This window comes from Pseudomonas sp. NPDC089758, from assembly GCF_044748705.1.
In the GTDB taxonomy this organism is placed as follows: Bacteria; Pseudomonadota; Gammaproteobacteria; order Pseudomonadales; family Pseudomonadaceae; genus Aquipseudomonas; species Aquipseudomonas putida_X.
Window position 1 is genome coordinate 89,483 of the sequence record NZ_JBIVGN010000017.1, and the last position, 25,045, is coordinate 114,527.

Sequence of the window (25,045 nt, forward strand, 5' to 3'; positions counted from 1 at the left end):
GCAAGCGGTGTCGTTTCCGTTTGGATGGCGGAAGTATATAATGCCCCAGTATTTGTGTGCTCATTCTCCCAGCGAAGGAGAACGGGCATGGGGTGTCGAACAATAGCTCGCGCATCAGAACGCAGCGCGTCCCCCAACCCTGTCAGGTCGTTTCGCATGGCGAAATGGCTGCTAGCTGTCGGTATGTTCCTGCCGTTTTTCAGCGCACAGGCTACACAGGATCCCGAGGCGTTGTACAACCGCACGTGTGCGGCCTGTCACGCCGGGCAGTTGCCACAGGCGCCCAGGAAGGGTGACCGGGCAGCTTGGGAGCCAAGGCTGGCGCAAGGCATGGAGGTGCTCACGGCTCATGTGACTCAGGGTTTCAAGGCTATGCCGCCGCGTGGATTGTGCATGGACTGCAGTGCCGAGGACTACCGTTTGGTCATCCTTTGGATGAGTGGCAGTCCCGATACATAACATTTCACCCTTAGCCGTGTTGGATTAGCTGATGAACAAACTAGTCGTGAGTCTGCTGTTGACCATGGGTGTCGCAGGTGCGGCCACTGCTGCAGAACCTATCATAGGCGATGCCGCCGCCGGCCAGGCCAAGACCGCCATCTGTGGTGCCTGCCACAACCCCGACGGCAATAGCCTGGCGCCCAACTTCCCCAAACTGGCTGGCCAGGGCCAGCGCTATCTCGAAAAACAGTTGCATGACATAAAGTCCGGCAAGCGTACCGTGCTGGAGATGACCGGCATGCTGGCCAACTTCAACGATCAGGACCTGGCCGACATCGCCGCCTACTTCGCCAGCCAGAAAGGCAGCGTCGGCGCCGCCGACCCCAAATTGGTCGAGCGTGGCCGGGCGCTGTTCAATGGCGGCGATCTGGAAAAAGGCATGCCTGCCTGCACCGGTTGCCACTCTCCCAATGGCGCAGGCATCGCGCTGGCCGGCTTCCCGCACCTGAGTGGCCAGCATTCGCAATACGTGACGAAGCAGCTCACCGACTTCCGCGAGGGCAATCGCACCAATGATGGTGATGCCATGACCATGCGGACCATAGCCGGCAAGCTGAGCAACCATGATATCGAAGCGTTGGCCAGTTATATCCAGGGCCTCCACTGAGATAGCTGCGCATTAACATTCGGTTAATGCTGCAACGCTAAAGATGAAAGGGCGGCGCGGACCGCCCTTTTTTAGGTCCGCAGCCGGTACACTACAGAACTCGGGCCCGTCCCGACCTGTCTCAATACAGGTCGTGTAGAGGCGACCAAAGACTGCTCAGGAGTAAAGCATGCGTAAACTGATTCTCAGCGCTGCGCTGGTCGCCGCCAGCGTATTCGGTATGTCCGCCGTTCAGGCTGCGGAGCCTGCCACAGCCGGCAAGGAATACCTCGAGCTGAGCAACCCTGTTCCGGTGTCCGTTCCCGGCAAGATCGAAGTGGTCGAGCTGTTCTGGTACGGCTGCCCTCATTGCTACCACTTCGAGCCGGTGATCAACCCTTGGGTTGAAAAACTGCCGAAGGACGTTAACTTCAAACGCGTGCCGGCGATGTTCGGCGGGCCATGGGATGCCCACGGCCAGATGTTCCTGACCCTCGAAGCCATGGGCGTGGAGCACAAGGTTCACGCTGCGGTGTTCGATGCCATCCAGAACCAGCACAAGCGCCTGACCGATCCCGACGACATGGCTGACTTCCTCGCCACCCAAGGCGTCGACAAGGATAAATTCCTCGCCACCTTCAACTCGTTCGCCATCAAGGGCCAGGTCAATCAGGCCAAGGAACTGGCGAAAAAGTACGAAATCACTGGCGTACCTAGCATGGTGGTGAACGGCAAATACCGTTTTGACCTCGGCACCGCTAAAGGCCCGGAAGGCGTGCTGAATGTCGCCGACCAGCTGATCGACAAGGAGCGCGCCGCTAAGTAAGCGGCGAAGCCATGCCCCGGTTCAGAACCGCGCGTGGTGTTGGCCTGCACCAGCCGCAGGTCAACGAGCATCATCTGCAGGCCAATGGCCTGCCGGAAGATGGTCGCCTGCGGCTGCTCAGCTTCAATATCCAGGTCGGCATTAGTACCGAGCGCTATCGGCATTACCTGACCCGTAGCTGGCAGCACCTGCTGCCGCACACCGGGCGCGCCGGCAATCTGCAGAAAATCGGCGACCTGCTCAACGATTTCGACCTGGTGGCTTTGCAGGAGGTCGATGGCGGCAGCCTTCGGTCCGGTTACGTCAACCAGGTGGAGCACCTGGCCCAGTTGGGGGGCTTCCCTTACTGGTACCAACAGCTCAACCGTAACCTTGGGCATTTCGCCCAGCACAGCAATGGCGTACTCAGCCGCCTCAAGCCGCACCTGTTGGAAGATCATCCTCTGCCCGGCCCCTCCGGTCGCGGTGCGATCCTGGTGCGCTTCGGTGAAGGCGAGGACGCCCTGATCGTGGTCATGATGCATCTTGCGCTGGGTGCCAAGACCCGCGCTCGCCAACTCGCTTACATCCGTGAACTGATCGGTGGATACCGCCACCAGGTTCTGATGGGCGACATGAACACCCATGCCAATGACTTGCTCGACCATTCCCCCCTGCGTGATCTGGGCCTGATCGCCCCGCAGGTCGAAGCGACCTTTCCCAGCTGGCGCCCGCAGCGTTGCCTGGACCACATCCTGCTCAGCCCGAGCCTGACCCTTGAGCGGGTCGAGGTACTGGCCCAGCCTATTTCCGACCATCTCCCGGTCGCCGTAGAGATCCGATTGCCTGATGCATTGACTGTGGATACGCTTCCGGTCCTGAGCTAGATCAGCAAAAGGCCATGGAGCATTCAAGAGTTCCCGCCGTGCGCCGACAGCGTGTAACCACAGCCCACCGATGCATCACCCGTTGCGGATCCAGGCATGACCGAAGAAGCCGAGCGCTGGAAAGAAAAATACCTTAAAAGCATCGAACAGCAGGAGAAGCTGGAGCGGCGATGGGCCGCGCGGCTTGACCTGCTGCGTCGAGGCCTGGTGCGCAGTACCTTGGCCGCTGAAGGCAGCGACAAGGCAGTGGACCAGTGCATGAAGGAAATGCGTGAGGTCATTCGCCGCGACGACATGGATGCCGGCCTTGCCGGGTTGATCCCGCGTCTTGAAAAGGCCGTGCTCGACTCCGAGCAGCGCCGCGAAACCCGCATGAACCAGGTCAGCGATGCCCTGACTGCGCTTGTGACGCAGCTGCAAGGCCTGCCGTTGTCGGGTGACGTGACGCGGTCGCTCAAGAAACTGGCGAAGAAACTCGACGGCGGCGTCAGCCAGTCGCGCGAGTTGCCGCCGCTGCTCGCAGAGCTGAGCGGTTTGCAGGGGAGGGCGCTGTCCTCTTTGGACAGGCCGGACGAGGAGGCCAGGCCGGGCTTTTTGCAACGTTTGTTCGGCAACCGCGAAAGCGAACCGGGGAGTGGCAGCGCTGTGGAGCCGGCGGCCCCTTCTGCGATCGCTGAGCCTGAACTGCAGCCATTGCCGGACGGGCCGGTCCTGGTGGATCTGCCTCCCCGGGATATCGACGAGCTGCAGCCGCTGGCAGCGCCTGAGGTTGATAACCCCGAACCTGTGGTGCCTGCAACGCCTGATGCCGCGCCGCCCGCCCCAAGCGAACCTGAGCCGCCGGCACCGGCGCCAGCACGGGACGCTGTCGAACCCGACTGCGCTGAGGAGCCGCAGCGCCCCGACGGCGTTCAGGCCGAGCTGCCACTGCAGGCCGATGAGCCACAAGCGCTGAAACCCCTGGAAGAAACCTTCGGCGAAGACGGGCCCTATTCGCTCCCTGACGCAGTCGAGCCGCCCTACAGCCAGGTTGCCGCGCATATCGAGCAAACCCTGATCGGCCTGCTCGATGACCTCAGCCTGCCGGAACGCCACAAAGCCCAGGCACTGCAGATGCGCGAGCGCGTGGCGCGGGGGCTGAACTGGTACGAGCTGATCCCGGTGCTCGATGACCTGGCGGTGCTCATGCTGGCGATCACCGACAGCGGGCAGCACGAATTCGAGACGTACCTGCAGCAGCTCAATGAGCGCCTGGAAAGCTTCCAGAGCCACCTTCATGAAGCCAGTGCCGGTCATGCCGACAACAGTTCTGCTGCTCGCGAACTGGACAGCCAGCTGCGTGAGCAGGTCGATGGCCTGCAAAGCAGCGTGCAAGGGGCAGTCGATGTGGACAGCCTCAAGCACATTCTCGAGAACCGCCTGGAAGGGCTGCTGGGCACGATGGATGAGCATCAGCATGAGCGTGACCGTCGCGAACAGGAGCTCGCCGGGCGACTACAGGGCTTGGCCGAGCGCGTCGCCAACATGGAGCAAGAGGCCCTCGGCTACCGCGAACACCTTGAGGAACAGCGGCAGAAGGCATTGATCGACCCGCTGACCGGGCTGCCCAATCGTGCGGCCTGGAGCGAGCAGGTAGAGCGCGAAATGCAGGCCTGGCAGGAGAACGGCGGCCATTTGGCGATGGCGATCCTGGACTTGGACCACTTCAAGCGCATCAATGACAGCTATGGCCATCTGGCGGGTGACAAGGTACTGAAGATCGTCGCTGACCAGTTGCGCAAGCGCCTGCGTCCGCGCGATTTCATCGCCCGGTTCGGCGGCGAGGAGTTCGTACTGTTACTGGCGCAGACCTCACCCACCGTCGCTGCCCAAGTGGCCGAGGTGCTGCGTGCCGCGATCGAAGCGTGTCCGTTCCATTTCAAGGGCGAACGGGTGGTGATCACCGCCTCCATCGGTTTGAGCGCATTCCGCTCGGGTGAGCGCGGTGATCAGGTGCTCAAGCGTGCTGATGCGGCGCTGTACCGGGCCAAGGACCTGGGCCGTAATCGGGTGGAACAAAGCTGAGCGGGTGAGCCGGGGGCGCATACGTTATGCTAGAGCGTCACTGGCTAACCACCCTGGCTTCTTCCATGAAAGCGTTGTTCACTGCATTTTTGCTAATCGTTCTGGCCGGTTGTTCGACCGGCCTGCGTATCGACCGCAGCCACCCCTCGGCCAACCAGGACAACCGCATCCAGTTCGTCGTGCTGCATTACACCAACGCCTCGCTGGAGCGCTCGCTGGCGCTGCTGACCCACGGCGAGGTCAGCAGCCACTACCTGATCGGAGACGGCCCGGCCACGGTGTATCAACTGGTCGATGAAAGCCGTCGTGCCTGGCATGCCGGGGACAGCCAATGGCAGGGGCGAACCTGGCTGAATTCGAGCTCGATCGGTATCGAGATCGTCAACCCAGGCTTCGACACCACGCCCAACGGGCGAGTCTGGTACCCCTACAGCGAAGCGCAAATTCAGTCTCTGATCGCGCTGCTCAAGGACATCGTCAAACGTAACAACATCGACCCTAGCCATATCGTTGGCCACAGTGATATCGCACCCTTGCGCAAACTGGACCCGGGGCCGCTGTTCCCCTGGAAGCGTCTGGCCGATGCGGGGCTTGGGGTATGGCCAGAGCCTGGCGCCGTGGCGCGCCAGCAGGCGTACTTCAACGTCAATCCGCCGAGCATAGGTTGGTACCAGCAAGAGCTGGCACGCTTCGGCTACGCCATTGAACAGACCGGGCAGCTCGATGTTGCTACCCGCCATGTCATTGCGGCGTTCCAGATGCGTTTCCGGCCACAGCGCTTCGACGGCCTGCCCGATGCGCAGACAGCCGCCATGCTTCACGTGCTCAACCGCAAGCGCTGAACCTTCGCGCCCTGGGCTCCGCCAAACGGCCAAGCCAATACGCCATTCAGTTGCTATACCCTGTATATCAACTGGATGCTGCCCATGTCGGCTCTGATAACTGCGCTGCGCCAATTTTTTTACCGTCCCTGGATGCTGGCCTCTTTGGCAGCGTTGGCCAGCGCCGCCGTGTTGCTGACTGCCAGTATCGGTATTGCGCTGCAGCAGATGAAGCAGAGCGAGAGTGCGCAGATGAATGCTCAGGGCGAGCGTTTTCTTGACCGCCTCGAGCAGGTTTTCGGCCAATTGCGTGAGGGGGTCGATGACCTGCAGGCGCAGCCATTGCGCGGATGCAACCCGGCGATGTTGGCGTTGTTGCAGCAGGTTGGGCTGGGCTCGCGTTTCATTTATGAGGCGGCGTATGTAGACGTCAACGTCGCCTGCTCCAACCGCGGCGGGGCACGCGCTTTCGTGCCCACGCGGGCCCCGGACATCCAGGGCCCGACTTATAGCTATTGGCTCAACACCACTACCGAACCCAACGAGAACCTTGCGGCGTTGATGCTGGCACGCGGCAATTTCCTGGTCTCTACCTCGCGCGGGCACTTGACCGACGTGGTTGACCTGCCGCCCGGCGGTAGCCTGTTGGTGGTGCTGGACAATGGCACCAGAGCGATACCCGTACTGGGCCCGCCACAAGTCTGGCCGCCAGCTGAGCATTGGCCGCCACCCAGCGGCAATTCGTTGTTCGAACTGCACGACCGCCTTGTCTATCGCATGCTGACCAAATCGCCCGATTACCAGCTTGTGCTGATCGCACCGCGTGCCAGCCTGCCACTGAGGATGAACGGCATGCTCTGGTTGCTGTTCCCCGGTAGTGTTCTGGCTGCCTGTTGTATCGGCTGGCTGGTGCTGCAACTGATCCTGCAGCGGCGCTCCATGAGTTCCGAGCTGCAGAACGCGCTGCGCCGTGGTGAACTGCAGGTGCTTTATCAGCCGATCATCGAACTCGACAGCCGGCGCTGCGTTGGCGCTGAGGCGCTGGTGCGCTGGCGGCGCCCGGACGGGACCCTGACCAGCCCGGACCTGTTCATTCCGCTGGCCGAAAATACCGGGCAGATTCGCCAGATCACCGATTTCGTGCTGCAGCGGGTACTGGAGCAACTTGGCCAGTTGCTGCGTTCGCACCGCAATCTTTACATCTCGGTGAACCTGGCCGCCTGTGATGTGATGGTCCCGCGCATTGGCCGGGTGGCGGCGCGGTTGCTGGCACTGCACCGGGTGGCTGCCAGCCAGATCGCCTTCGAGGTTACCGAACGGGGGCTGATCGATGTGGTGGTGGCCCGTGACAACCTGCAAGCGCTTCGTGCGGTGGGGCATCAGGTGTTGATCGATGACTTCGGCACGGGCTACTGCAGCCTGGCCTATCTGCAAACCTTACCGGTGGACTGCCTGAAGATCGACAAGGCTTTCATCGACGCGCTTGGGCATGATGCTGCCAGCAGTGGTGTGGCGCCTCATATCATCCGCATGGCCCATGACCTGCATCTGCGGGTGATAGCCGAAGGCATAGAGTGCGAGGCCCAGGCGGTGCTGCTCAACAGTGAAGGTGTCAACTATGGCCAGGGCTGGCTGTTCGCCCATCCGCTCAATGCCCGGCAGTTCGTCGAGCTGGTGACGCGAGGGCGGCAGGTCCGAAGGCCGCGGCTAGACGATGAACCTTGAGCGAACGTGCAAGGGCCGGCAAGGCGTTGCCCCCAACGACCTTCAGCTGGAAAATCAGACCGGAAGAGCCATGTAGAACTGCGTCCCCTGCCCAGGCCGGGAGAAGACGCCCATCCGGCCGCCGTGCAATTGCACGATTTCCTTGCACAATGCCAGCCCCAGCCCGGCCCCGCCCTTCTTGCGCCCAACCTGCACAAAGGGTTCGAAAATGCGCCCCTGCTGTCCGTAGGCAATGCCTTCGCCATTGTCCTCCACGCTGATGATGACGCGTTCCGCGTGGCGTCGCGCATGGAGACGGATTCGCCCGCCGCTGCCGGTATGCCGAATGGCGTTGTGCAGCAGGTTGTCGAGCACACGATCCAGTTGGGCGATGTCGGCCTGGATACGAGGCAGCGGTGGCTCCAGCGCCTTGATCAGCTCGATCTGCTTGACTGATGCCTGCTCGCTGAACCGTACCTGGGCACGTTCGAGCAGTTCGTCGATGGCGCAAGGGGCGAGTTCGAGTTTTTGCAGGCCGCTCTGGTAGCGAGAGAAATTCAACAGGTCGTTGATCAGCTGAGTCAGGCGTTGCATTTCCTCGCTGATGGTCTCCATCAGGTCATTCTCACGCGCCTGCGGTGGAAACTTCACGCGTTCTCGCAGCAAGCCGAAGGCCATGTGCATGCCGGTGACCGGCGTACGCAGTTCATGTGAGGCGCGCAGCACGAATTCGCTACGCACACGTTCGAACGCGCGCTGCTCGGTCACATCGTGCAGCACCATCACGGCGCCGAGGATCGGCCCTTGCGGGTGGCTGACCGGGGTCAGGCTGTAGGACAGCAAGCGTGACTCGTCATCGACCTCTATGCTCAGGTCCTCAGGGGGACGGTCCAGGCTGCCGCCGCGCAGCACCTGACGCAGCTGTTGCTCCAGCTCTGGGCGCTGCAGCGCTTCTGCCAAAGGGCTGCCCAGGCGGTTGTTGCTCCAGCCGAGCTGGCGCTGGGCGACTGGGTTGATATGCTCCAGGTCGCCTTGGCGGTCTATGATCAGCAAGCCATCGTCGATGCTGTCGAGCACAGCCTGCAAGCGTTGTTGGCCAGCCAGCAGTTCATCGACATTGGTCTCCTGGTGCTTGCGCAACGCCTCTGCCATCAGGCCGAAGCGGCGGGTGAGCTGGTTGATTTCTATGGCTTGGCTGACGGGTAAGGTGACATCGAAGTTACCTTGGCCAAGTTGATCTGCGGCCTTGGCCAGGGCTTCGATGGGTTGCCCAAAGCGGCGGGCGATGTTGTGTGCGGTAACGAAGCCGAGCATCAGCACAACCAAGCCCGTAAGGCCAAGTACACCACTGACCAGCAGAGCGCGGTCGCGAGACATCTGTTCGCTGCGGGTGATGTAATCGATGGCAAGCTTGTGCGAATCGATCAGGTCGGTGCGCACTTGGTTGAACGCGGCGCCCAGTGGCTGGTCGGCACCCATGCTGTTTGCCGGGGCAGGGCTTTGACGATAAGCACTCAGGAAGGCCTGGTAGTTGCTGCTGGCCTTGCTGAAGCCGGTACGTTCACCGCCTTGTGCGAGCCCTTCGTCAAGCAGGTCCTGGAAATTGTCTTGCAAAGCTCGCAGGCGTTGGGGCGAAGTTTGCGCATCGAGGATCAGCATCAACTGCTCGCCCAGGTTCTGCCGTAGCTTCAAGCCTATTTCCAGAACATGGGTGGTATTGTGCACCGACGCTTGCTGGGCGGCGGTCATTTGCAAGACGCTGACCAAACCCAGCATCAGGCCCAGCAGAGCGACTGTTATCAGTGCTGAAATGCTGAGGAAGAGCCGCGTACGCAGCTTCATCGGCCATCTCATAGGTTGTACTGCTTACGCTTGCGGTACAGGGTCGAGGCATCGATACCCAAGGTCTTGGCGGCCTGGTCCAGTGTGTCACTGGCTGCCAGCACGGCGCCTATGTGGGCACGCTCCAGTTCATCCAGGCTCAGCGCCGCACCTACACGGGGAGCGTTGCTTGCCGGTTGCTCGCCCATACCCAAGTGGACGATTTCCACGCGCTCCTGGGGGCAAATGATGCTGGCGCGTTCGACCACGTTGCGCAGTTCGCGAATGTTGCCCGGCCAGCGGTAATTGAGCAGTGCGGCGCGGGCTTCGTCGCTGAAGCCGCGCGCAGGTCGCGCGTAATCCTTGACGAACCGGGCGAGGAAGCGATCGGCCAGGGTAAGGATGTCCTCACTGCGCTCGCGCAGGGGCGGCAGGTGCAAGGTGATGACGTTCAGGCGGTAGAGCAAGTCCTCACGGAAGCGGCCTTCGCGGACCATCTCTTCCAGGTTCAGGTTGGTCGCCGCGAGGATGCGCACATCGGCGCGCCGGGTGACAGGGTCGCCCACCCGCTCATACTCTTTATCCTGGATGAAACGCAGCAATTTGGGCTGCAATGTCAGAGGAAAATCGCCGATCTCGTCGAGGAACAGCGTGCCACCATCGGCCTGGTTGACACGGCCCAGCGTGCTTTCACTGGCGCCCGTGAATGCGCCGCGGGTGTGGCCGAACAGTTCGCTCTCCATCAGCTCGGCGTTCAGCGACGGGCAGTTGATGGTCACGCAAGCCTTGCGTGTCCGCTTGCTCCAGCTATGAATGGCGCGGGCCAGTTCGCCCTTGCCGGTGCCTGATTCGCCCAGGATGAGGATGTTGGCATCGGTGGTCGCCACCTGGCGTGCGGTCTCCAGCACGGCCATCATTGCCGGGCTGTGCGAGTCCAGGCCGTCCTTGGGCTTTCGTATTTCACCTTCGAGCGCCTCCAGGCGTGCCGACAACTGGCGGACTTCCAGCTGCTTGGCAGTGGCCAGGCGCAACTGGTCGGGGCTGCAGGGTTTTACCAGGTAGTCGGCGGCACCGGCCTGGATCGCGTCGACCGCAGTGTCGATGGCCGAATGCGCCGTGACGATCACCACCCGCATCCACGGTGCCTGAATGCGCATCTGTGCCAGGACATCCAGGCCGTTGTCTTCACCCAGGCGCAGGTCGAGGAAGCACAGGTCGAACACCTGGCGCTGGAGCAAGGCTTCGGCCTGCGCGGCACTGTTGGCCGTGGCCACGCTGTAGCCCTCATCTTCGAGGCAGTAGCGGAAGGTACGCAGGATCGCGGACTCGTCATCCACGAGCAGAATACGGCCTTGGTTGTCCTGGGCTGATTCCATTTCCAGCGCTCCTTTGGGAAAGATCTTCATTTAGTGTGGGAAAAATCGGGCAAGTTGCATGGTCAATTCTGAAGGATTCTGTCCTATGCATGCTAGCCAATGGCCGAAGAATGCCGTGAACCCGCGTATCTCAATGATTGCCTTAGAGCATTGCGGTGGCACATTGGTTGCGATGATTTGTGGATTTAGCCTACAGAAGGAGTGCGGTCATGTCCTTTACCACTCGAACGGCTGTGTTGGCAGCCAGCCTGTTATCCATTTGCGGCCCAGCGTTCGCTGACCCACTTCAGGATGCGCGCCTGGAGGGCTCGCTGCAGACGGCGCTGGCGCTCAATCGCATGCTCAACCCGTTTCGCATCGAAGTCGAGGTGGATGGAAAGCGGGCACGCCTGACGGGGGAGGTCGAGAATGAGGTCGAGCGTCAGCTGGCCGAACACGTCGCGCAGGCCACCCGGGGCATCGAACAGATAGACAACCAGTTGCAGGTCAACCCCGGCCTGGTAGAGCGCCCACTCGAATTGCGGGCTTACGCTCAGCGTCTTGAGGATGCCACATTGGCTGCCGTCATCCGTGCGCGGCTGTTGTGGAGCCGTACGACAGAGAAGGCGCCTATCGAGGTGCAGAGCAGTGAGGGTGTGATTACCCTGCGCGGCAAGGTCGACAGCGCTGAAGCCAAGGACCTGGCCGGTGTGATAGCGCGTACCACGGACGGTGTGTACCTGGTCAACAACCTGGTCAGTCTGGATTCGGCTGCCATGGCCCAGGCTCGCGAAACGCCTGTGGGCGTGTCCACCGCGGCGCAGCCAACGGACAGTTGGGTGATCGACAAGATCCAGACCAGCTTGCGCTTCAGCCGCAATCTTGATGGGCTGAACATCCGGGTAGCCAGTGATCAAGGCATGGTGCGGCTGTCCGGTGAGGTGGTCAGCAGCGAGCAGAAAACCATCGCTGTCGAGATCGCGCGCCAGATCATTGGAGTGCGGGGGGTGGACGCCGATCTGCTGAAGGTGGCCACCAAGGTTGAAGGATGAATCGTGCAATACGCACGACCCCACGGCGGGCATCGTGCAGGATACGTCCTCAAGCTCAAGTTGACGTGAGCATAAGTGACTGATTTATAAGGATTTATTTGAAATCGAAAGGCTGGCATGCAGGCTGCAATTACCTGTTCAGGTTTGAATAGAAAAATTACAGCAGGAGAAGCCGGCATGAACCGCCAATCCGTCAACCGTTCGCAGATCGCCGCACTGCCACTGCGCCAATTCCTGTTCCTCGGGTTGGCGTTGCTGCTGACTTTGGCCGCAGGCCTTTTTTACTACAGCTGGCAGACCGCGCGACTGACTGAGCAGGTTGCGGCGCAGACTGCGCTGATAGCGCAGATCCAGGCAACACGTGCCAACACTTTGGTGAGGGCAGCCCAAACGCTGCCTTCTGCCAATACCTCGCCAGCCACTGTTGAAAAAGTAGTGCCTCAGCAACGCTGGGTATTTTAAGGCGCTGCAGTTTTGACACCGGCCGGATCGATTTCAAAAAAGAAAGGAGAAGCATCATGCTGAGTTGGGCTATCACTTTCCTCATCATCGCCATCATCGCTGCTGTACTGGGCTTCGGTGGTATCGCCGGCGCTGCCACGGGTATCGCGAAGATCCTGTTCATTGTCTTCCTGGTCCTGTTCGTAGCCTCCTTCTTCTTTGGACGTGGTCGAGGTTGACGATGAGCAGGAAGCTCTGCAACGCCATAGCTGCGGCCCTGCTGTTGGGTAGCAGCGCAATGGCGATGGCGGCCAATGATGGCCAGGTCAGGGTCGACCAGCTGCTTGGTTCTGACCCCGAATACCGGGAAACCTGGCAGGACGCGATCGAAGGCGAGGAACGCCTGCCCGACTGGGTGATCAACCTGACGGGCAGTGCCCAGGAGCAGATGTCTGCAGTGACCGAGGATGGCGATAAATATCTCGTCGGCCCGCTGTGTGAATCCAAAGACAACTGCACCTACAAACGCCTGATCGTAGCGTTCAGCTGGGACAAGGATGACGCCTACGGAATGCTGGTAGAGGTACCCGAAGGCCTGCCGAGCGACAAGTCTCCCACCCGCCATGCGCAGTATCGTTGGCTGGGTGAGCCGGACGAAGGCATGCAGGCGATGCTGAAGGAGCAGCTCAAGCGTGACCCGAACTGGTACTGAGTGTCAGGGACGATAGGTCGCGCACTGTCACGTGATAGAAGCGGAACCTTTCTATAGTTCTCGCTTCTATGATGCGCCGCCCCGAGGAGGGGTTGCACATGACCAAGGGGCCGGGCTGTTCTGATTGTTGCAGGATCGGAGTGGCCTAGGGGTACAGGGAGTACCTCCAGTAATGGGCCGGGTCAGGCAAGGCAAAATCGGAGGTTCAGGCCAGGACAGAGTTTTCCCACTCAAACCTGGCCTGGCTTCCGAGATGCCATCCTCGCTTCCAAGCCCAGCTTTCAGCTTTTTCTCGTTGAGACACATTTTGTCTTGACCGCACATCATTTTTTTTTCCTCCAGGCCGGTCATGGCCAAGTGTCATTTCGGCCATTCGGATTGTCGAACAGGCCATCAATGTCCGCTTCTGCACACTGCCAAATCGGCCTAGATCTGGCGGTTTGGTCTTGTTCGGGTTTCCGAACGTTATAAATCAATGACTTGCGAATGCCTCATTTTGTCGCATTTCACTATGCCGAAACGGCATGGGGTATGCGCTTCCGGCATTAGATTTCGTCCGTGCCCATCGCAATAGTTGCCGCCTTTTCGCTGGCCCGAGCGCCTTGTCGCTCGCTTGCGGTGTCCTTACATGAGGCCTCCGGACGGAAGCTGTACGATGCCCGTAACGTTGCCAACGGCTCTGTTACGTGCTTTTCCGGTCGGTGCCCGTGACCACTAGAACAAAGGGTAAAGACATGAAGAAGGCAAAACTGAGCCTCGCCTGGCAGATCGTCATCGGTCTGGTCCTGGGCGTTGCAATCGGCGCGCTACTGAACCATTTCAGTGCGGAAAAGGCATGGTGGATCAGCAACGTTCTCCAGCCCGCCGGTGACATCTTCATTCGCCTGATCAAGATGATCGTCGTCCCGATCGTGATTTCTTCGCTGATCGTGGGCATCGCCGGGGTTGGCGATGCGAAGAAACTGGGCAGCATCGGCCTGAAGACCATCATCTACTTCGAGGTGGTCACGACGATCGCCATCGTTGTCGGCCTGGTCCTGGCAAACCTGTTCCACCCGGGCGCCGGCATCGACATGAGCACCTTGGGCACCGTGGACATCTCCAAGTACCAGGCGACCGCCGCCGAGGTGCAGCATGAGCATGCGTTCATCGAAACCCTGCTGAACCTGATTCCGTCGAACATCTTCGCGGCGCTGATGCGTGGCGAGATGCTGCCGATCATCTTCTTCTCGGTGCTGTTCGGCCTGGGCCTTTCCAGCCTCCAGGCAGACCTGCGCGAGCCACTGGTGCGTACCTTCCAGGGCGTGTCGGAGACCATGTTCAAGGTCACCCACATGATCATGAACTACGCCCCGATCGGCGTATTCGCCCTGATCGCCGTGACGGTCGCCAACTTCGGTTTCAGCTCGCTGCTGCCGCTGGCCAAGCTGGTGCTGCTGGTGTACTTCGCCATCGCCTTCTTCGCCTTCATGGTGCTGGGCCTTGTAGCCCGCCTGTTCGGCTTCTCGGTAATCAAGATCATGCGCATCATGAAAGATGAGCTGATCCTGGCCTACTCCACGTCCAGCTCCGAGACCGTGCTGCCACGCGTCATCGAGAAGATGGAAAAGTACGGTGCACCGAAGTCGATCTGCTCGTTCGTGGTACCGACCGGTTACTCGTTCAACCTCGACGGCTCTACCCTGTACCAGAGCATCGCGGCGATCTTCATCGCCCAGCTGTACGGCATTGACCTGTCCTGGAGCCAGCAATTGCTGCTGGTGCTGACCCTGATGGTGACCTCCAAGGGTATTGCCGGTGTGCCGGGCGTATCGTTCGTGGTCTTGTTGGCGACCCTGGGCAGCGTGGGCATCCCGCTGGAAGGCCTGGCCTTCATCGCAGGTGTCGACCGCATCATGGACATGGCGCGTACCGCGCTGAACGTGGTTGGCAATGCCTTGGCTGCACTGGTGATCGCGCGTTGGGAAGGCATGTACGACGCCGCCAAGGGCGAGCAGTACTACGCCTCGCTGATCGCCGACAAGAAGGAAGCGGCGCTGGTTGGCGAGACCGCCAAGCGCTGAACCTGACGCGTCGCACAATGAGCCCCGATTTATTCGGGGCTTTTTGCTGTCTGTCTGGTCCATATCGTCAGCGAACCGGCGATATGGCCAGCGCAGGCTAAAGCAGCCGTCGGTGCGTTATCATTCAGGCACTTTTCAGGGGGAACACACGGATGCTGAACGGCCTTTGGCTTGGCTTTTTCCTGGTGGCGGCCGTATCGGCCCTGGCCCAATGGCTGCTGGCCGGCAATGCCGGCATTTTTGCGGCGATGGTCGAAAGCATCTTCGCCATGGCCAAGCTGTCGGTCGAAGTCATGGTCCTGCTGTTCGGCACCCTTACCCTCTGGCTGGGTTTCCTCAAGATCGCAGAACAGGCGGGTATCGTGGAATGGCTGGCCAAAGTGCTTGGCCCGCTATTCGCCCGGCTGATGCCAGAAGTACCGCCCGGGCACCCGGCACTGGGCCTGATCACCATGAACTTTGCTGCCAACGGCCTGGGCCTGGACAACGCTGCTACGCCTATCGGCCTGAAAGCCATGCGCGCCCTGCAGGAGCTCAACCCCAGCAGCACCACCGCGAGCAATGCACAGATCCTGTTTCTGGTGCTCAATGCCTCATCGCTGACCCTGCTGCCGGTGACCATCTTCATGTACCGCGCCCAGCAGGGCGCTACTGACCCGACCCTGGTGTTCCTGCCGATCCTGCTGGCGACCAGCGTTTCGTCCCTGGTCGGGCTGCTGTCGGTGGCGGTGATGCAGCGCTTGCGCCTGTGGGACCCGGTGGTGCTCGCCTACATGATCCCGGGTGCGCTGTTGCTGGGCGGCTTCATGGCCTTCCTCGGTACCCTGTCGGCTGCGGCGCTGGCCAGCCTCTCATCCGTACTCGGCAATCTCACACTGTTTGGTGTGATCATGCTGTTCCTGGTGATCGGCGCGCTGAAGCGGGTGAAGGTGTATGAAGCTTTCGTCGAAGGCGCCAAGGAAGGGTTCGACGTGGCCAAGAGCCTGTTGCCCTACCTGGTGGCCATGCTGGTCGCCGTTGGTGTGCTGCGCGCCTCCGGTGCCCTGGAGCTGGCATTGGATGGCATTCGCCATGTGGTGAACTGGATGGGCATGGACACCCGCTTCGTCGAAGGCTTGCCAACCGCATTGGTCAAGCCGTTCTCCGGCAGTGCGGCGCGGGCGATGCTGATCGAGACCATGCAGACCCATGGCGTGGACAGCTTCCCGGCACTGGTAGCCGCCACCGTTCAGGGCAGCACTGAAACCACGTTCTACGTGCTGGCGGTGTATTTCGGCGCTGTCGGCATCCAGCGCGTACGCCATGCAGTCGGTTGCGCCTTGTTGGCCGAACTGTCCGGTGTCATTGCTGCCATCCTGGTCTGCTACTGGTTCTTTGCCTGAGCCTGATCGCTTTGCGCAACGGTCCAGTTCACCACCTGCGCGACAAGTCGATCGTTGGCCGCGCCGAAGCCGGCCACCACGGCCGAAACCTGTGGATCTGCCAGCGGCTGACGCACCTCGAAGCGCTTGCTGGCTAGGATTCGCTGGCTGCGCCCCTGAACCAGACGCGCGTCATAGCGGATCACGACCTCCACCGTACCGTTCGGTTGGTACTCGCTCTGAAACGCCTGCAGCTCACCGGCCAGTTCGTAATCGGCCTGCAGGTTGCTGTCGTCGGCGCTCAGGCGCTGCACACGCCCGTCACGCTGGAAGCCATCGAGCAGGCGGTTGCGGACGAGCAACGGCACCGGGTCGCTCCAGCGGGCGCCTTTGTAGCTGCTGACCACGTTGCCCTCGGGGATCACCGCGATACGTGGCCCGGCCAGCACTTCGCTTGCCAGCGGCTTGTTCAAGCGTAACGACCAGGGCACCGGTGTCGCACTGTGGCTGGGCTGGTCGACCGCAAGCCGGTAGATATCCACAGGCTCCTGCTGCGGCAGTATCGAGCAGGCGGCAGACAGGCTCAGCGCGGCCGTCAGGGCCAGCAGGCGCAGCGACAGCTTCATGGCTGGAACTCCTTGTTGTTGTCGCGGCCAAGCAGGTAGCCGCTGGGGTCAGCTTCCAGGCGCCGGGAAATGCCCTTGAGTGAGTTGAGGGTTTCACGCAGTTCGCGAATGGCCGGTGTCAGCTGGTTGAGGCCTTGCGCGCCGTCGTCGATGGACTCACGGTTGTCATTGAGCAGGCTGTTGATGGTCGCAGTGCTGGCAGCCAGCGATTGCATGGCCTGCTCGGCGCTGCCGATGGCCTGCTTGCCCTGGGTGCCGAGCAAGGTGTTGGCATTGCGCATCAGCGCTTGGGTTTCGGCCAGCGTGGCGCTGGCCTGTTTGCCGACCTGCGCCAGCTGATCCATGACCTGGGAAATGCCACCTTTTTGGTTGGCGAACGCACGGGTGGTCTGTTCCAGGTTGGCCAGGGTGTTGCTCAGGCGGTCGATATTGGTTTCCGAAAACATCTGGTTGGCGTTGTGCAGCAGCAGGTTGATGTTGGTTACCAGGTCGCTGCTGTCATTGAGCAATTGCGAGATGGGCGAGGGCGAGGCGATGATCACCGGCAACTTGCCGGTCTCTCCCTTGAGCTCGGGGCTTTTCGGTGTGCCGCCGCTGAGCTGGATGAATGAGTTGCCGGTGACGCCGGCGAGGGTAAGTTTCGCCTGGGTGTCTTCCTTGACCGGCGTATCGCCGCTCAGGCGAACCCGGGCCAGCACCCGGCGCGGGTCCTTGGGGTCCAGGCGCAGGCTGGTCACGTCACCGACCTTGATGCCGTTGTATTGCACGGGGCTGCCGCGGGACAACCCTGAAACGGCTTCGTTGAAGATCACTTCGTAGTCCTTGAAGGCGTCGTCGACGCTGGACTTGGTCAGCCACAGGCCAAACAGCATGGCACCGGCCACCACCAGCACGGTGACCAGGCCGATGAGGACGTGATGAGCTCGGGTTTCCATCGTTCAGCGCTCCTGCCCGGCACGGCTGGCGGCCTGTTCAGCCGCCCGCCCGCGTGGGCCGTGAAAGTAATCGTGAATCCACGGGTCGTCGGTCTGTTCGACTTGGGCAAGCGGGCCTGCAACCAGCACCTTCTTCTGCGACAGCACCGCAATGCGGTCAGTGATGGTGTAGAGCGTGTCCAGATCGTGGGTAATGAGGAACACGCTCAGGCCCAGGGCATCGCGCAGCGTGAGGATCAGCTGGTCGAAGGCGGCAGCGCCGATTGGGTCGAGGCCGGCAGTGGGTTCGTCAAGGAACAGGATGTCCGGGTCCAAGGCCAGTGCACGGGCCAGTGCGGCGCGCTTGATCATGCCGCCAGACAGTGAAGAGGGGTATTTGTCTGCGGCGGAAATCGGCAGGCCGGCCAAGGCCAACTTCACCCCGGCCAGATGTTCTGCATCGGCGCGCGACAGGCCTGCATGCTCAATCAGTGGTAACGCGACGTTCTCGGTGACGGTCAGCGAGGAAAACAGCGCTCCCTTCTGGAACAGCACGCCAAAGCGTCGTTCGACCAATGAGCGTTGTTCTTCATGCAGGCCGGCCAGGTCTTGGTCAAACACCTTGATCTGGCCTTCATTCGGTAGCCTTAGCCCTATGATGCTGCGTAGCAGCACCGACTTGCCGCTGCCCGAACCGCCAACCACGGCCAGGATTTCACCGCGGTAAAGGTCCAGATCGAGGTTCTCGTGCACGCTCTGGCTGCCGAAGCGGTTGCAGATGCCCCGCGCCTGGATCACTGCCTTCTGCTCACTCACCAGCCCATCTCCATGCAGAACAATGCAGCCACGGCATCCAGTACGATGACCACGAAGATCGACTGAACCACGCTGGAGGTGGTGTGGGCGCCTACCGACTCAGCGCTGCCACTGACCTTGAAGCCTTCCAGGCAGCCAATGGCCGCGATCAGGAACGCAAAGAAGGGTGCCTTGGCCAGGCCGACGAGAAAGTGCTGCACACCGATGTCACTTTGCAGCAGCGAGAGGAACATGGCCGGCGAGATATCCAGTGAAAGCGCGCAGACGACAGCCCCTCCGACGATGCCGCAGATCATCGCGACGAAGGTCAGCAGCGGCAGCGAGACCAGCAGCGCCAACACCCGGGGGACGACCAGCAGCTCGATCGGGTTCAGGCCCAGGGTTCGGATGGCGTCGATTTCCTCGTTGGCCTTCATCGAGCCGATCTGCGCAGTGAAGGCACTGGCTGTGCGGCCGGCCATCAGGATGGCCGTCAGTAATACGGCGAATTCGCGCAGGAACGAGAACGCCACCAGGTCGACAGTGAATACGGTTGCGCCGAAATCGGCCAGCACGGTCGCCCCGAGGAAGGCGACCACCGCGCCTACCAGAAACGTCAGCAACGCGACGATGGGCGCGGCGTCCAGGCCGGTCTGCTCGATATGCGAGACAACCGGGGTGAGCCGCCAGCGATGCGGTTGCAGGGCCCGGCGCAGCAGGGTTTCGAGGATCAGGCCGATGAAGCCGAGCAGCTGCAGGGTGTCTTGCCACAAGGTATTGACCGCGCGGCCGATGCGCTCCAGTAGCAGAAGCAGTACATGGCGCTCAGGTTCCTTAACCGGGATGCAGTAGTCCTGAACCGAGCAGTAGACGTTCTTGAGCAGGGCGCGGCTGGCATCGGGCAGCCCTTGAGTGCAGTGCGACAGGCGCTCAGAGCCCAGCAGCTCAGCCAGCAGCGAGGCACCGGCGGTATCGAGCTGGCCCAGTTGGCTGAGGTCGGCTACCGCATCGGCACCGTACTGGGTGCGCAGGCGTTCGCTGTCACGCTTGAGGCTGGCGTAGTGAGCCAGGGTCCAGTCACCGACAATGCGCAGGCAGGCCGGTTGGCTACTGGTATCCAGGGTGGCGCTGGGGGTGGTCATAAGCTCCATGCATCTGACAGGCGTAGAGACTGATCATAGCGCAGCAGGCATGGCGAGGTTTGTTGAGAATGTGCTGAGTGTTGGGCCGCGTTGCGGCCCATCGCTGGCAAGTCGGCTCACCCGGCAGCGCTTATTGCTTCGCCGGCGCGTCGTTTACCACCTTGAAACGCAGCACACCGATCACTTGCCCATCTTCGGTCAGCACGCGGACTTGCCATTTACCCGCAGGGTTGGGCGGGAAGTTCTGCTTGTGGGTCCACGCGCGGTAGCCCTCCTTGCGCCCGCCATGGATATCCAGGGCGATACGGTCCACTTCTTTGCCATCCTTCTGCCACACATGGTAAATGCGCTCGTTGAGGCCGCGCGGTGCGTTGATGGCAGTGTAGGCATAAAGGCCGCTGCTGCGAATGCGGCTGGCGGCTACTTCATCCAGCGATTCACCGGGCTGGCGGTTCGATACCTCGGTGCTGACCGCCACTTCGGTCATCCACAGGGTGGCCGGTGGTACCCACGAGCGCAGTAACCAACCGCCGCCGCCCACCGCCAGGGTCATCATCACCAGCGCCACGCCACGGCGCCAGGTGTTGATCGGGAAACTGCTGGCCAGGCTTGGGAACGACAGCACCATGGCGGCGACCAGTGCCAGCTTGAAGCTTTGTGCAGTGGTCAGGTGCAGGATGATCGGCAGTGCCGTCAGCAGTGCGGCGAACAGGGTGAGGGTGTGCAACGCCATGAACAGCCAGCGCCGCGGTGCCAGCCACTTGTAGTACAGCGGGTCGACGATCGAAACCAGCCCGGCTGCACCGAGCAGGCCGGTGAACACCAGTTGGCCACTGTTCCAGGTGGTGGTGATGAAAAAGAACGGCAGTACGAAGAACAGGCTTTCCTGGTGGATCATCTGCGTCGCGTAGCGCAGCAGCGGCTGAGGAATTTCCCGGTTGAAGGTGCGGGCGAACAGGCCTGTCAGGGTGTTTTCCAGCATCAGCCAGATCCAGCTGACCAGCATGAGAATGGCGATCCAGCTGGCCAGGCTGGCCTGACGGTCGACCAGAATGAAGCTGCCGATACCGGAGAGAAAACCGCCGAGCGCGATGATGCCGGGGTAGCGTTTGAGCAGTTCGATGACGCGCTGAACGATATGGGGAATAGGGGGCATGGGTATACAACAGAGTGATAGGGTGACTGTGCCGCCCCGTCGCGGGTAAACCCGCGAAGCGGCCGGTACTGTCGAAAGGATACCGCCGAATCACCGCTGCCGTGTAGCACCGCTCGGTGGTTGCGGTGAAGTACGCCGGCGACGCAGTAGCCCGGCGGCCAGGATCACGCCAAGCCCCAACGCAATCAGCCCGTACAGCTCGTCATACCCAAGCAACGGCTTCTCGATGCGCAGGTAACCCTCGTCCTTGAGCAATGCCTTCAACGCTTCATTGGCCTGGTCCAGGCTGACCTGTCGCAGCTGCCGGGCGGGGTCGGCAAAGCGCCCGTTGCTGTAGGCGTTGAGTGCCCCCCAGTAGTAATCGGCAAGCGCGCTGTTGCCCTGGGTACTCCAGCTTTCCTTGGCGACGGCGGCCTCCTTGATGCGGGCGAATATATCCGGGTCGAGGCCTTCCTCACGCAAGTGGTCGAGCAGTTTCTGCATCACCTTGACGGCCTCGTCGACGTCGTCGCGCTCAAGGTCAGCGTTCAAGCTGAGCAGGCCGCTGTCACCAAAGCTTTCGCGTTGTACCGAAGGCCCGTAGGAAAGGCCGTGACGCAGGCGCATTTGGTCGTACAGGGCCCAGTCCAGATAGCGTGAGAGCAGGTCGAGTGTCGACTGGTGGTCGTTGTCCAGTACCGGCTCGATGAATAGCCAGTGCAGTTTGACGCTGTCGCCCAGAAAACCCCGGGTCAGGTCGCGCCGCTGTTCGGCCTGCTGGCGGATGCTATCCAGGTTGCGCCGCTCTTGCGGCTCGGTGGCCGGCAGCTCGCCGTAGGTGCGCTCCAGGTAGGCCGGCAGCAGCCGATCGAGGCCGCCCACCATGATCAGGGTCATGTTGTTGGCGGCGTACCAGCGATCACGCAGTGCTTGTACCTGCTCCAGTGTCATGTCATCGAGGTTGGAGCGTTCCGGGCATTTGAGGCCCAGCTCGGTCGCCAACTGATCGCTGGCCGGATGGCCGATGTCCTGGCGGTCGAGCCAGCGTTGCAGGTGACCATAGTGGCCACCGTCTTCACGTTCGATGATGCGCTTGGCCGTGGCCAGGGCCTTGGCGTCGATGCGGGTGTCACGCACTACCGCCAGGAGCAGGTCCAGCACCTTGCGCTGGTTGCGCGCCGGGGCCTCGATGACGAAGGTGGTGTCGGCGCTGCTGGTGAAGGCGTTCCATTCGCCACCCAAAGCCTGCAGGCGCTCTTCCAGGCCGCCCTCTCCGGTCTCGTCGATGCCGCTGAACAGCAAGTGCTCGAGCAGGTGCGGCAACTCTTTCTGCTCGCAGTCGAAGTCGTCCAGGCCCACACCTACCACCAGGCGGATCGCCACATGATCGCGTTCGTAGCCGGATTTAAGGATAACCTGCAGACCGTTGGGCAGCAGGTAGCCCTCGACACGCGAGCGATCGAGGGCGAATGAATGCAGGCTACAGATCAACAGGCAAACGAAGGTCAGGCAACGCATGGGCGAGCTTGGGTCTCCAGGTAGGCGAGATCAGGGTAGGCGGGCTTCGTCCGGCACGCTGTCGAGCAATAGCCCGCCAGTGTCCGAGCCACCCAGTACCACATAGGCACTGCTGCAGAACAAAGAGTTCAACCGCTTCATGTCCGCGATCAGCTCCAAGTGTAGCGAACTGGTCTCGATACTTTGCACCACCTTGCGTTGCAGACGACTGACATGGGCATGGGCCAGGCGCCTTTCCTGGGCACGGAAGCGGCGTTTTTCCCGCAACAGCAAGCGCGCGCTCTCTGGGTCCGCGCTGAGAAAGACCGAAAGGCCCAAGCGCAGGTTGGTCAGCAATTGCTCTTGCAGGCCGGTGAGCTCCTGCAGGCCGACCTGGGAAAACTCCCGGCGTTGGCTGGTCTTCTGCTGTTGGACCTTGCGCAGCATGCGCTCGACCAGGTCACAGGCCAGCTTGAGGTTGATCGCCAGTTCGATGATTTCGGCCCAGCGCCTGTTGTCCTGATCGCTGAGGTCTTCCCGAGGCATTTGGGCCAGGTACAGTTTTATGGCGCTGTACAACGCTTCGGCGTCTTCGCCCAGGGCGCGGACCTGCTGTGGCAGGGCGGCCTGGGTGCCGCGCAGAGCGTTGAGCATGGCCTCGAGCAGGCTGTCGACGATATCGCCCAGGCGCAAGGTCTCGCGGGCAGCGTTGGCCAAGGCCAGGCTGGGCGTTGTGAGCGCCGAGGCGTCCAGATGGCGTGGGCGCACTTGGCCGTTACCGTTCTCGCGCTCTGGCAACAAGGCGTTGCACAGGCGCCCCATGGGCTTGACGGTGGGCAGCAGGATCAGACAACGCAGTGTGTTGTAGAGCAGGTGGAAGCCGATCACCAGCTCCTGGGGGCTGAAGCTGAGCGAGTCCATCCACGCCACCAGTGGGTGCAGCACCGGTATGATCAGTACCAGCCCGATCAGCTTGTACAAAAGGCTGCCCAAGGCCACCCGCCGGCCCGCGGCGTTCTGCATGCTGGTGCTGAGAAACGCCAGCAGCCCGCTGCCGATGTTGGCACCGACCACCAGGCCGATGGCCACCGGCAGGCTGATCAGCTCAGCGCCGGCCAGGGTGGCGGTCAGTAGCACTGCCGCCAGGCTGGAGTACGACACCATGGCGAACACCGCGCCAACCAAAGCATCGAGCAGAATGTCCCCGGTCAGTGAGGCGAACAGTACCTTCACACCCTGAGCCTGGGTGATCGGGGTGGCCGCCTGAACGATCAGCTGCAGCGCCAGAATGATCAGGCCCAGGCCGATGCCTACCCGGCCCAGTTGGCCTGCACGCGTCTGCTTGCGCGACAGGAAAAAGATCACGCCCAGGAACACCAGCAGTGGTGAGAGCCAGGAAAGGTCCAGGGTGAGCACCCTGGCCATCAGTGCGGTGCCGACGTCTGCACCGAGCATGATGGCCAAGGCCGGGGTCATGGCCATCAAACCCTGGCCGACGAATGACGTCACCAGCATGGCGGTGGCGTTGCTGCTTTGTACCACGGCCGTGACCAGGATGCCGGCGATGAACGCCAATGGCCGCCGGTCCATGTTCTGGCTCAGAACCCGGCGCAGGTTGGAGCCGAACACTCTCAGGATGCCGGTTCGCACGATGTGCGTGCCCCATACCAGCAACGCGACGGCGGAAAGCAGGTTGAGCAGGGTCAGCATGGTGTAGCCCCCCTCTTATCCGGGCTCCAAAGGCGGAGCCAATGGGTGAAGCGGTAAGCCTGGCCCGGGGGTGGGTGTTTTTATCCAGTGCTTACTCTAGCTTTAGTTGTTTTGCGGACCTGTCGCCAGCTTGGCATGCGCGGCCAGCATTTGAAACCTGCCTGTCATGAAACCCAAGGCATGAAAAAAGGGCCCTGATGAGGGCCCCCGACTATTGCGTTCGCGGTGCTTACTGACCGGGAATGTCCTTGCGCAATTTCACTGCGTCCTGCTCCTTGCCGCGCTTGCGCGCCATGGCGGTGCGCATGCGGATGTTGATGGCCTCCACCCCAAGGGAGAACGCCATGGCGAAGTAGACATAGCCCTTGGGCACATGTACATCGAAAGATTCGGCGATCAGCACGGTACCCACAACGATCAGGAACGAAAGTGCGAGCATCTTCAGCGAAGGGTGCTTGTCGATGAAATTGCTGATGGCACCGGCGCACAGCATCATCACCAGTACTGCAACGATGATTGCCGCGACCATCACCGGCACATGCGAAACCATGCCGACAGCGGTGATCACCGAGTCCAGGGAGAACACGATGTCGATGATGGCGATCTGAATGATTGTGAAGAGGAAGGTGCCGCCCTTGCCCTTGGGCTCCTCACCGCTTTCGTCCTCACCTTCCAGGCCGTGGTAGATCTCCTGGGAACTTTTCCACAGCAGGAACAGGCCGCCACAGAACAGAATCAGGTCGCGGCCCGAGATGCCTTGGCCGAATACCACGAAAAGGTCGGCCGTCAGGCGCATGACCCAGGTGATCGATAGCAGCAGCAAGATGCGGGTGACCATGGCCAGGGCCAGGCCGAAGATTCGGGTGCGCGCCTGCATGTGCTTGGGCATGCGGCTGACCAGAATCGAGATCATGATGATGTTGTCGATACCGAGAACGATCTCAAGCGCAGTGAGGGTGAAAAAGGCAACCCAGATTTCCGGGCTGGTCAGCCATTCCATGTGTATTCCTTCGAACGATAGTGGCGAAGCGCCCTAGCACAGGGCACTTCGCG

General features: G+C 61.5%; 23 protein-coding genes. 13 read left to right on the forward strand and 10 right to left on the reverse strand.

Annotated features, from left to right (window positions below; genetic code table 11):
- The first annotated feature begins 156 nt into the window (after positions 1-156).
- The 7 genes from ACIPZH_RS21115 to ACIPZH_RS21145 all read left to right on the forward strand — a co-directional run bounded on the left by ACIPZH_RS21115 (position 157) and on the right by ACIPZH_RS21145 (position 7,389).
- On the forward strand, positions 157-459 hold the full coding sequence (locus tag ACIPZH_RS21115) for a cytochrome c5 family protein (protein ID WP_241806799.1): 303 nt from the start codon (positions 157-159) through the stop codon (positions 457-459).
- 31 nt (positions 460-490) lie between these two features.
- The gene (locus tag ACIPZH_RS21120; protein ID WP_400623954.1) at positions 491-1,108 is read left to right on the forward strand and encodes a c-type cytochrome; all 618 of its coding nucleotides are present in this window, start codon (positions 491-493) and stop codon (positions 1,106-1,108) included.
- A gap of 169 nt (positions 1,109-1,277) precedes the next feature.
- Positions 1,278-1,913 (forward strand): thiol:disulfide interchange protein DsbA, encoded by a 636-nt coding sequence (gene dsbA, locus ACIPZH_RS21125; protein WP_267819666.1) that lies wholly within the window; start codon positions 1,278-1,280, stop codon positions 1,911-1,913.
- A gap of 11 nt (positions 1,914-1,924) precedes the next feature.
- Positions 1,925-2,779: an endonuclease/exonuclease/phosphatase family protein gene (locus tag ACIPZH_RS21130; protein WP_241806795.1), complete on the forward strand. Its 855-nt coding sequence runs from the start codon at positions 1,925-1,927 to the stop codon at positions 2,777-2,779.
- Between the two features lie 96 nt (positions 2,780-2,875).
- Positions 2,876-4,843, forward strand: coding sequence for a GGDEF domain-containing protein (locus tag ACIPZH_RS21135; RefSeq protein WP_400637688.1), 1,968 nt, complete (start codon positions 2,876-2,878; stop codon positions 4,841-4,843).
- 65 nt (positions 4,844-4,908) lie between these two features.
- Positions 4,909-5,685, forward strand: a complete 777-nt coding sequence (locus tag ACIPZH_RS21140; RefSeq protein ID WP_241806793.1) for an N-acetylmuramoyl-L-alanine amidase — start codon at positions 4,909-4,911, stop codon at positions 5,683-5,685.
- Positions 5,686-5,769: 84 nt separating this feature from the next.
- Positions 5,770-7,389 carry an EAL domain-containing protein gene (locus tag ACIPZH_RS21145; RefSeq protein ID WP_241806791.1) on the forward strand — a complete coding sequence of 540 codons (1,620 nt, stop codon included), beginning with the start codon at positions 5,770-5,772 and terminating at the stop codon, positions 7,387-7,389.
- A gap of 54 nt (positions 7,390-7,443) precedes the next feature.
- Here ACIPZH_RS21145 and ACIPZH_RS21150 read toward each other — a convergent pair whose 3' ends face one another.
- Entirely contained in the window at positions 7,444-9,222 is a 1,779-nt protein-coding gene (locus tag ACIPZH_RS21150; protein WP_400637689.1) for a KinB sensor domain-containing domain, read from the reverse strand.
- Positions 9,219-10,565 carry a sigma-54-dependent response regulator transcription factor AlgB gene (gene algB, locus ACIPZH_RS21155; RefSeq protein WP_241806789.1) on the reverse strand — a complete coding sequence of 449 codons (1,347 nt, stop codon included), beginning with the start codon at positions 10,563-10,565 and terminating at the stop codon, positions 9,219-9,221. Before algB ends, ACIPZH_RS21150 begins: the two co-directional genes overlap by 4 nt.
- A 209-nt stretch (positions 10,566-10,774) precedes the next feature.
- On the opposite strand from algB, the gene ACIPZH_RS21160 reads away from it, so the two are divergent.
- The 6 genes from ACIPZH_RS21160 to ACIPZH_RS21185 all read left to right on the forward strand — a co-directional run bounded on the left by ACIPZH_RS21160 (position 10,775) and on the right by ACIPZH_RS21185 (position 16,194).
- Complete coding sequence (locus tag ACIPZH_RS21160; protein WP_267819656.1) at positions 10,775-11,596, forward strand: BON domain-containing protein; 822 nt, start codon at positions 10,775-10,777, stop codon at positions 11,594-11,596.
- A 177-nt stretch (positions 11,597-11,773) separates the two neighbouring features.
- Positions 11,774-12,058 (forward strand): hypothetical protein, encoded by a 285-nt coding sequence (locus ACIPZH_RS21165; protein WP_241806869.1) that lies wholly within the window; start codon positions 11,774-11,776, stop codon positions 12,056-12,058.
- Positions 12,059-12,114: 56 nt separating this feature from the next.
- Positions 12,115-12,276 (forward strand): DUF1328 domain-containing protein, encoded by a 162-nt coding sequence (locus tag ACIPZH_RS21170; protein WP_008092060.1) that lies wholly within the window; start codon positions 12,115-12,117, stop codon positions 12,274-12,276.
- 2 nt (positions 12,277-12,278) lie between these two features.
- Positions 12,279-12,749 (forward strand): inhibitor of vertebrate lysozyme family protein, encoded by a 471-nt coding sequence (locus tag ACIPZH_RS21175; RefSeq protein ID WP_241806787.1) that lies wholly within the window; start codon positions 12,279-12,281, stop codon positions 12,747-12,749.
- A 734-nt stretch (positions 12,750-13,483) separates the two neighbouring features.
- Positions 13,484-14,812: a glutamate/aspartate:proton symporter GltP gene (gltP, locus tag ACIPZH_RS21180; protein ID WP_012316843.1), complete on the forward strand. Its 1,329-nt coding sequence runs from the start codon at positions 13,484-13,486 to the stop codon at positions 14,810-14,812.
- A gap of 152 nt (positions 14,813-14,964) precedes the next feature.
- A complete protein-coding gene (locus ACIPZH_RS21185) occupies positions 14,965-16,194 on the forward strand; it encodes a nucleoside recognition domain-containing protein (RefSeq protein WP_400637692.1) in 1,230 nt (409 codons plus the stop codon).
- On the opposite strand, the gene ACIPZH_RS21190 is transcribed toward ACIPZH_RS21185, so the two are convergent.
- From ACIPZH_RS21190 to ACIPZH_RS21225, 8 genes are all read right to left on the reverse strand, one after another.
- The gene (locus tag ACIPZH_RS21190; protein WP_400637693.1) at positions 16,176-16,799 is read right to left on the reverse strand and encodes an ABC-type transport auxiliary lipoprotein family protein; all 624 of its coding nucleotides are present in this window, start codon (positions 16,797-16,799) and stop codon (positions 16,176-16,178) included. The two genes, ACIPZH_RS21185 and ACIPZH_RS21190, sit on opposite strands and share 19 nt — an antisense overlap.
- The gene (locus ACIPZH_RS21195; protein WP_400637695.1) at positions 16,796-17,734 is read right to left on the reverse strand and encodes an MlaD family protein; all 939 of its coding nucleotides are present in this window, start codon (positions 17,732-17,734) and stop codon (positions 16,796-16,798) included. Before ACIPZH_RS21195 ends, ACIPZH_RS21190 begins: the two co-directional genes overlap by 4 nt.
- Positions 17,735-17,737: 3 nt before the next feature.
- Positions 17,738-18,529, reverse strand: a complete 792-nt coding sequence (locus tag ACIPZH_RS21200) for an ATP-binding cassette domain-containing protein (protein ID WP_241806782.1) — start codon at positions 18,527-18,529, stop codon at positions 17,738-17,740.
- Complete coding sequence (locus tag ACIPZH_RS21205) at positions 18,526-19,659, reverse strand: ABC transporter permease (protein ID WP_267819644.1); 1,134 nt, start codon at positions 19,657-19,659, stop codon at positions 18,526-18,528. Before ACIPZH_RS21205 ends, ACIPZH_RS21200 begins: the two co-directional genes overlap by 4 nt.
- A gap of 121 nt (positions 19,660-19,780) precedes the next feature.
- Positions 19,781-20,806, reverse strand: a complete 1,026-nt coding sequence (locus ACIPZH_RS21210; protein ID WP_400623919.1) for a DUF5924 family protein — start codon at positions 20,804-20,806, stop codon at positions 19,781-19,783.
- 90 nt (positions 20,807-20,896) lie between these two features.
- Positions 20,897-22,303: a M16 family metallopeptidase gene (locus tag ACIPZH_RS21215; protein WP_400637696.1), complete on the reverse strand. Its 1,407-nt coding sequence runs from the start codon at positions 22,301-22,303 to the stop codon at positions 20,897-20,899.
- A 30-nt stretch (positions 22,304-22,333) separates the two neighbouring features.
- Positions 22,334-23,992 (reverse strand): Na/Pi cotransporter family protein, encoded by a 1,659-nt coding sequence (locus tag ACIPZH_RS21220; RefSeq protein WP_400637698.1) that lies wholly within the window; start codon positions 23,990-23,992, stop codon positions 22,334-22,336.
- Between the two features lie 229 nt (positions 23,993-24,221).
- Positions 24,222-24,992, reverse strand: a complete 771-nt coding sequence (locus tag ACIPZH_RS21225; protein WP_241806777.1) for a TerC family protein — start codon at positions 24,990-24,992, stop codon at positions 24,222-24,224.
- Between the last annotated feature and the right edge of the window lie 53 nt (positions 24,993-25,045).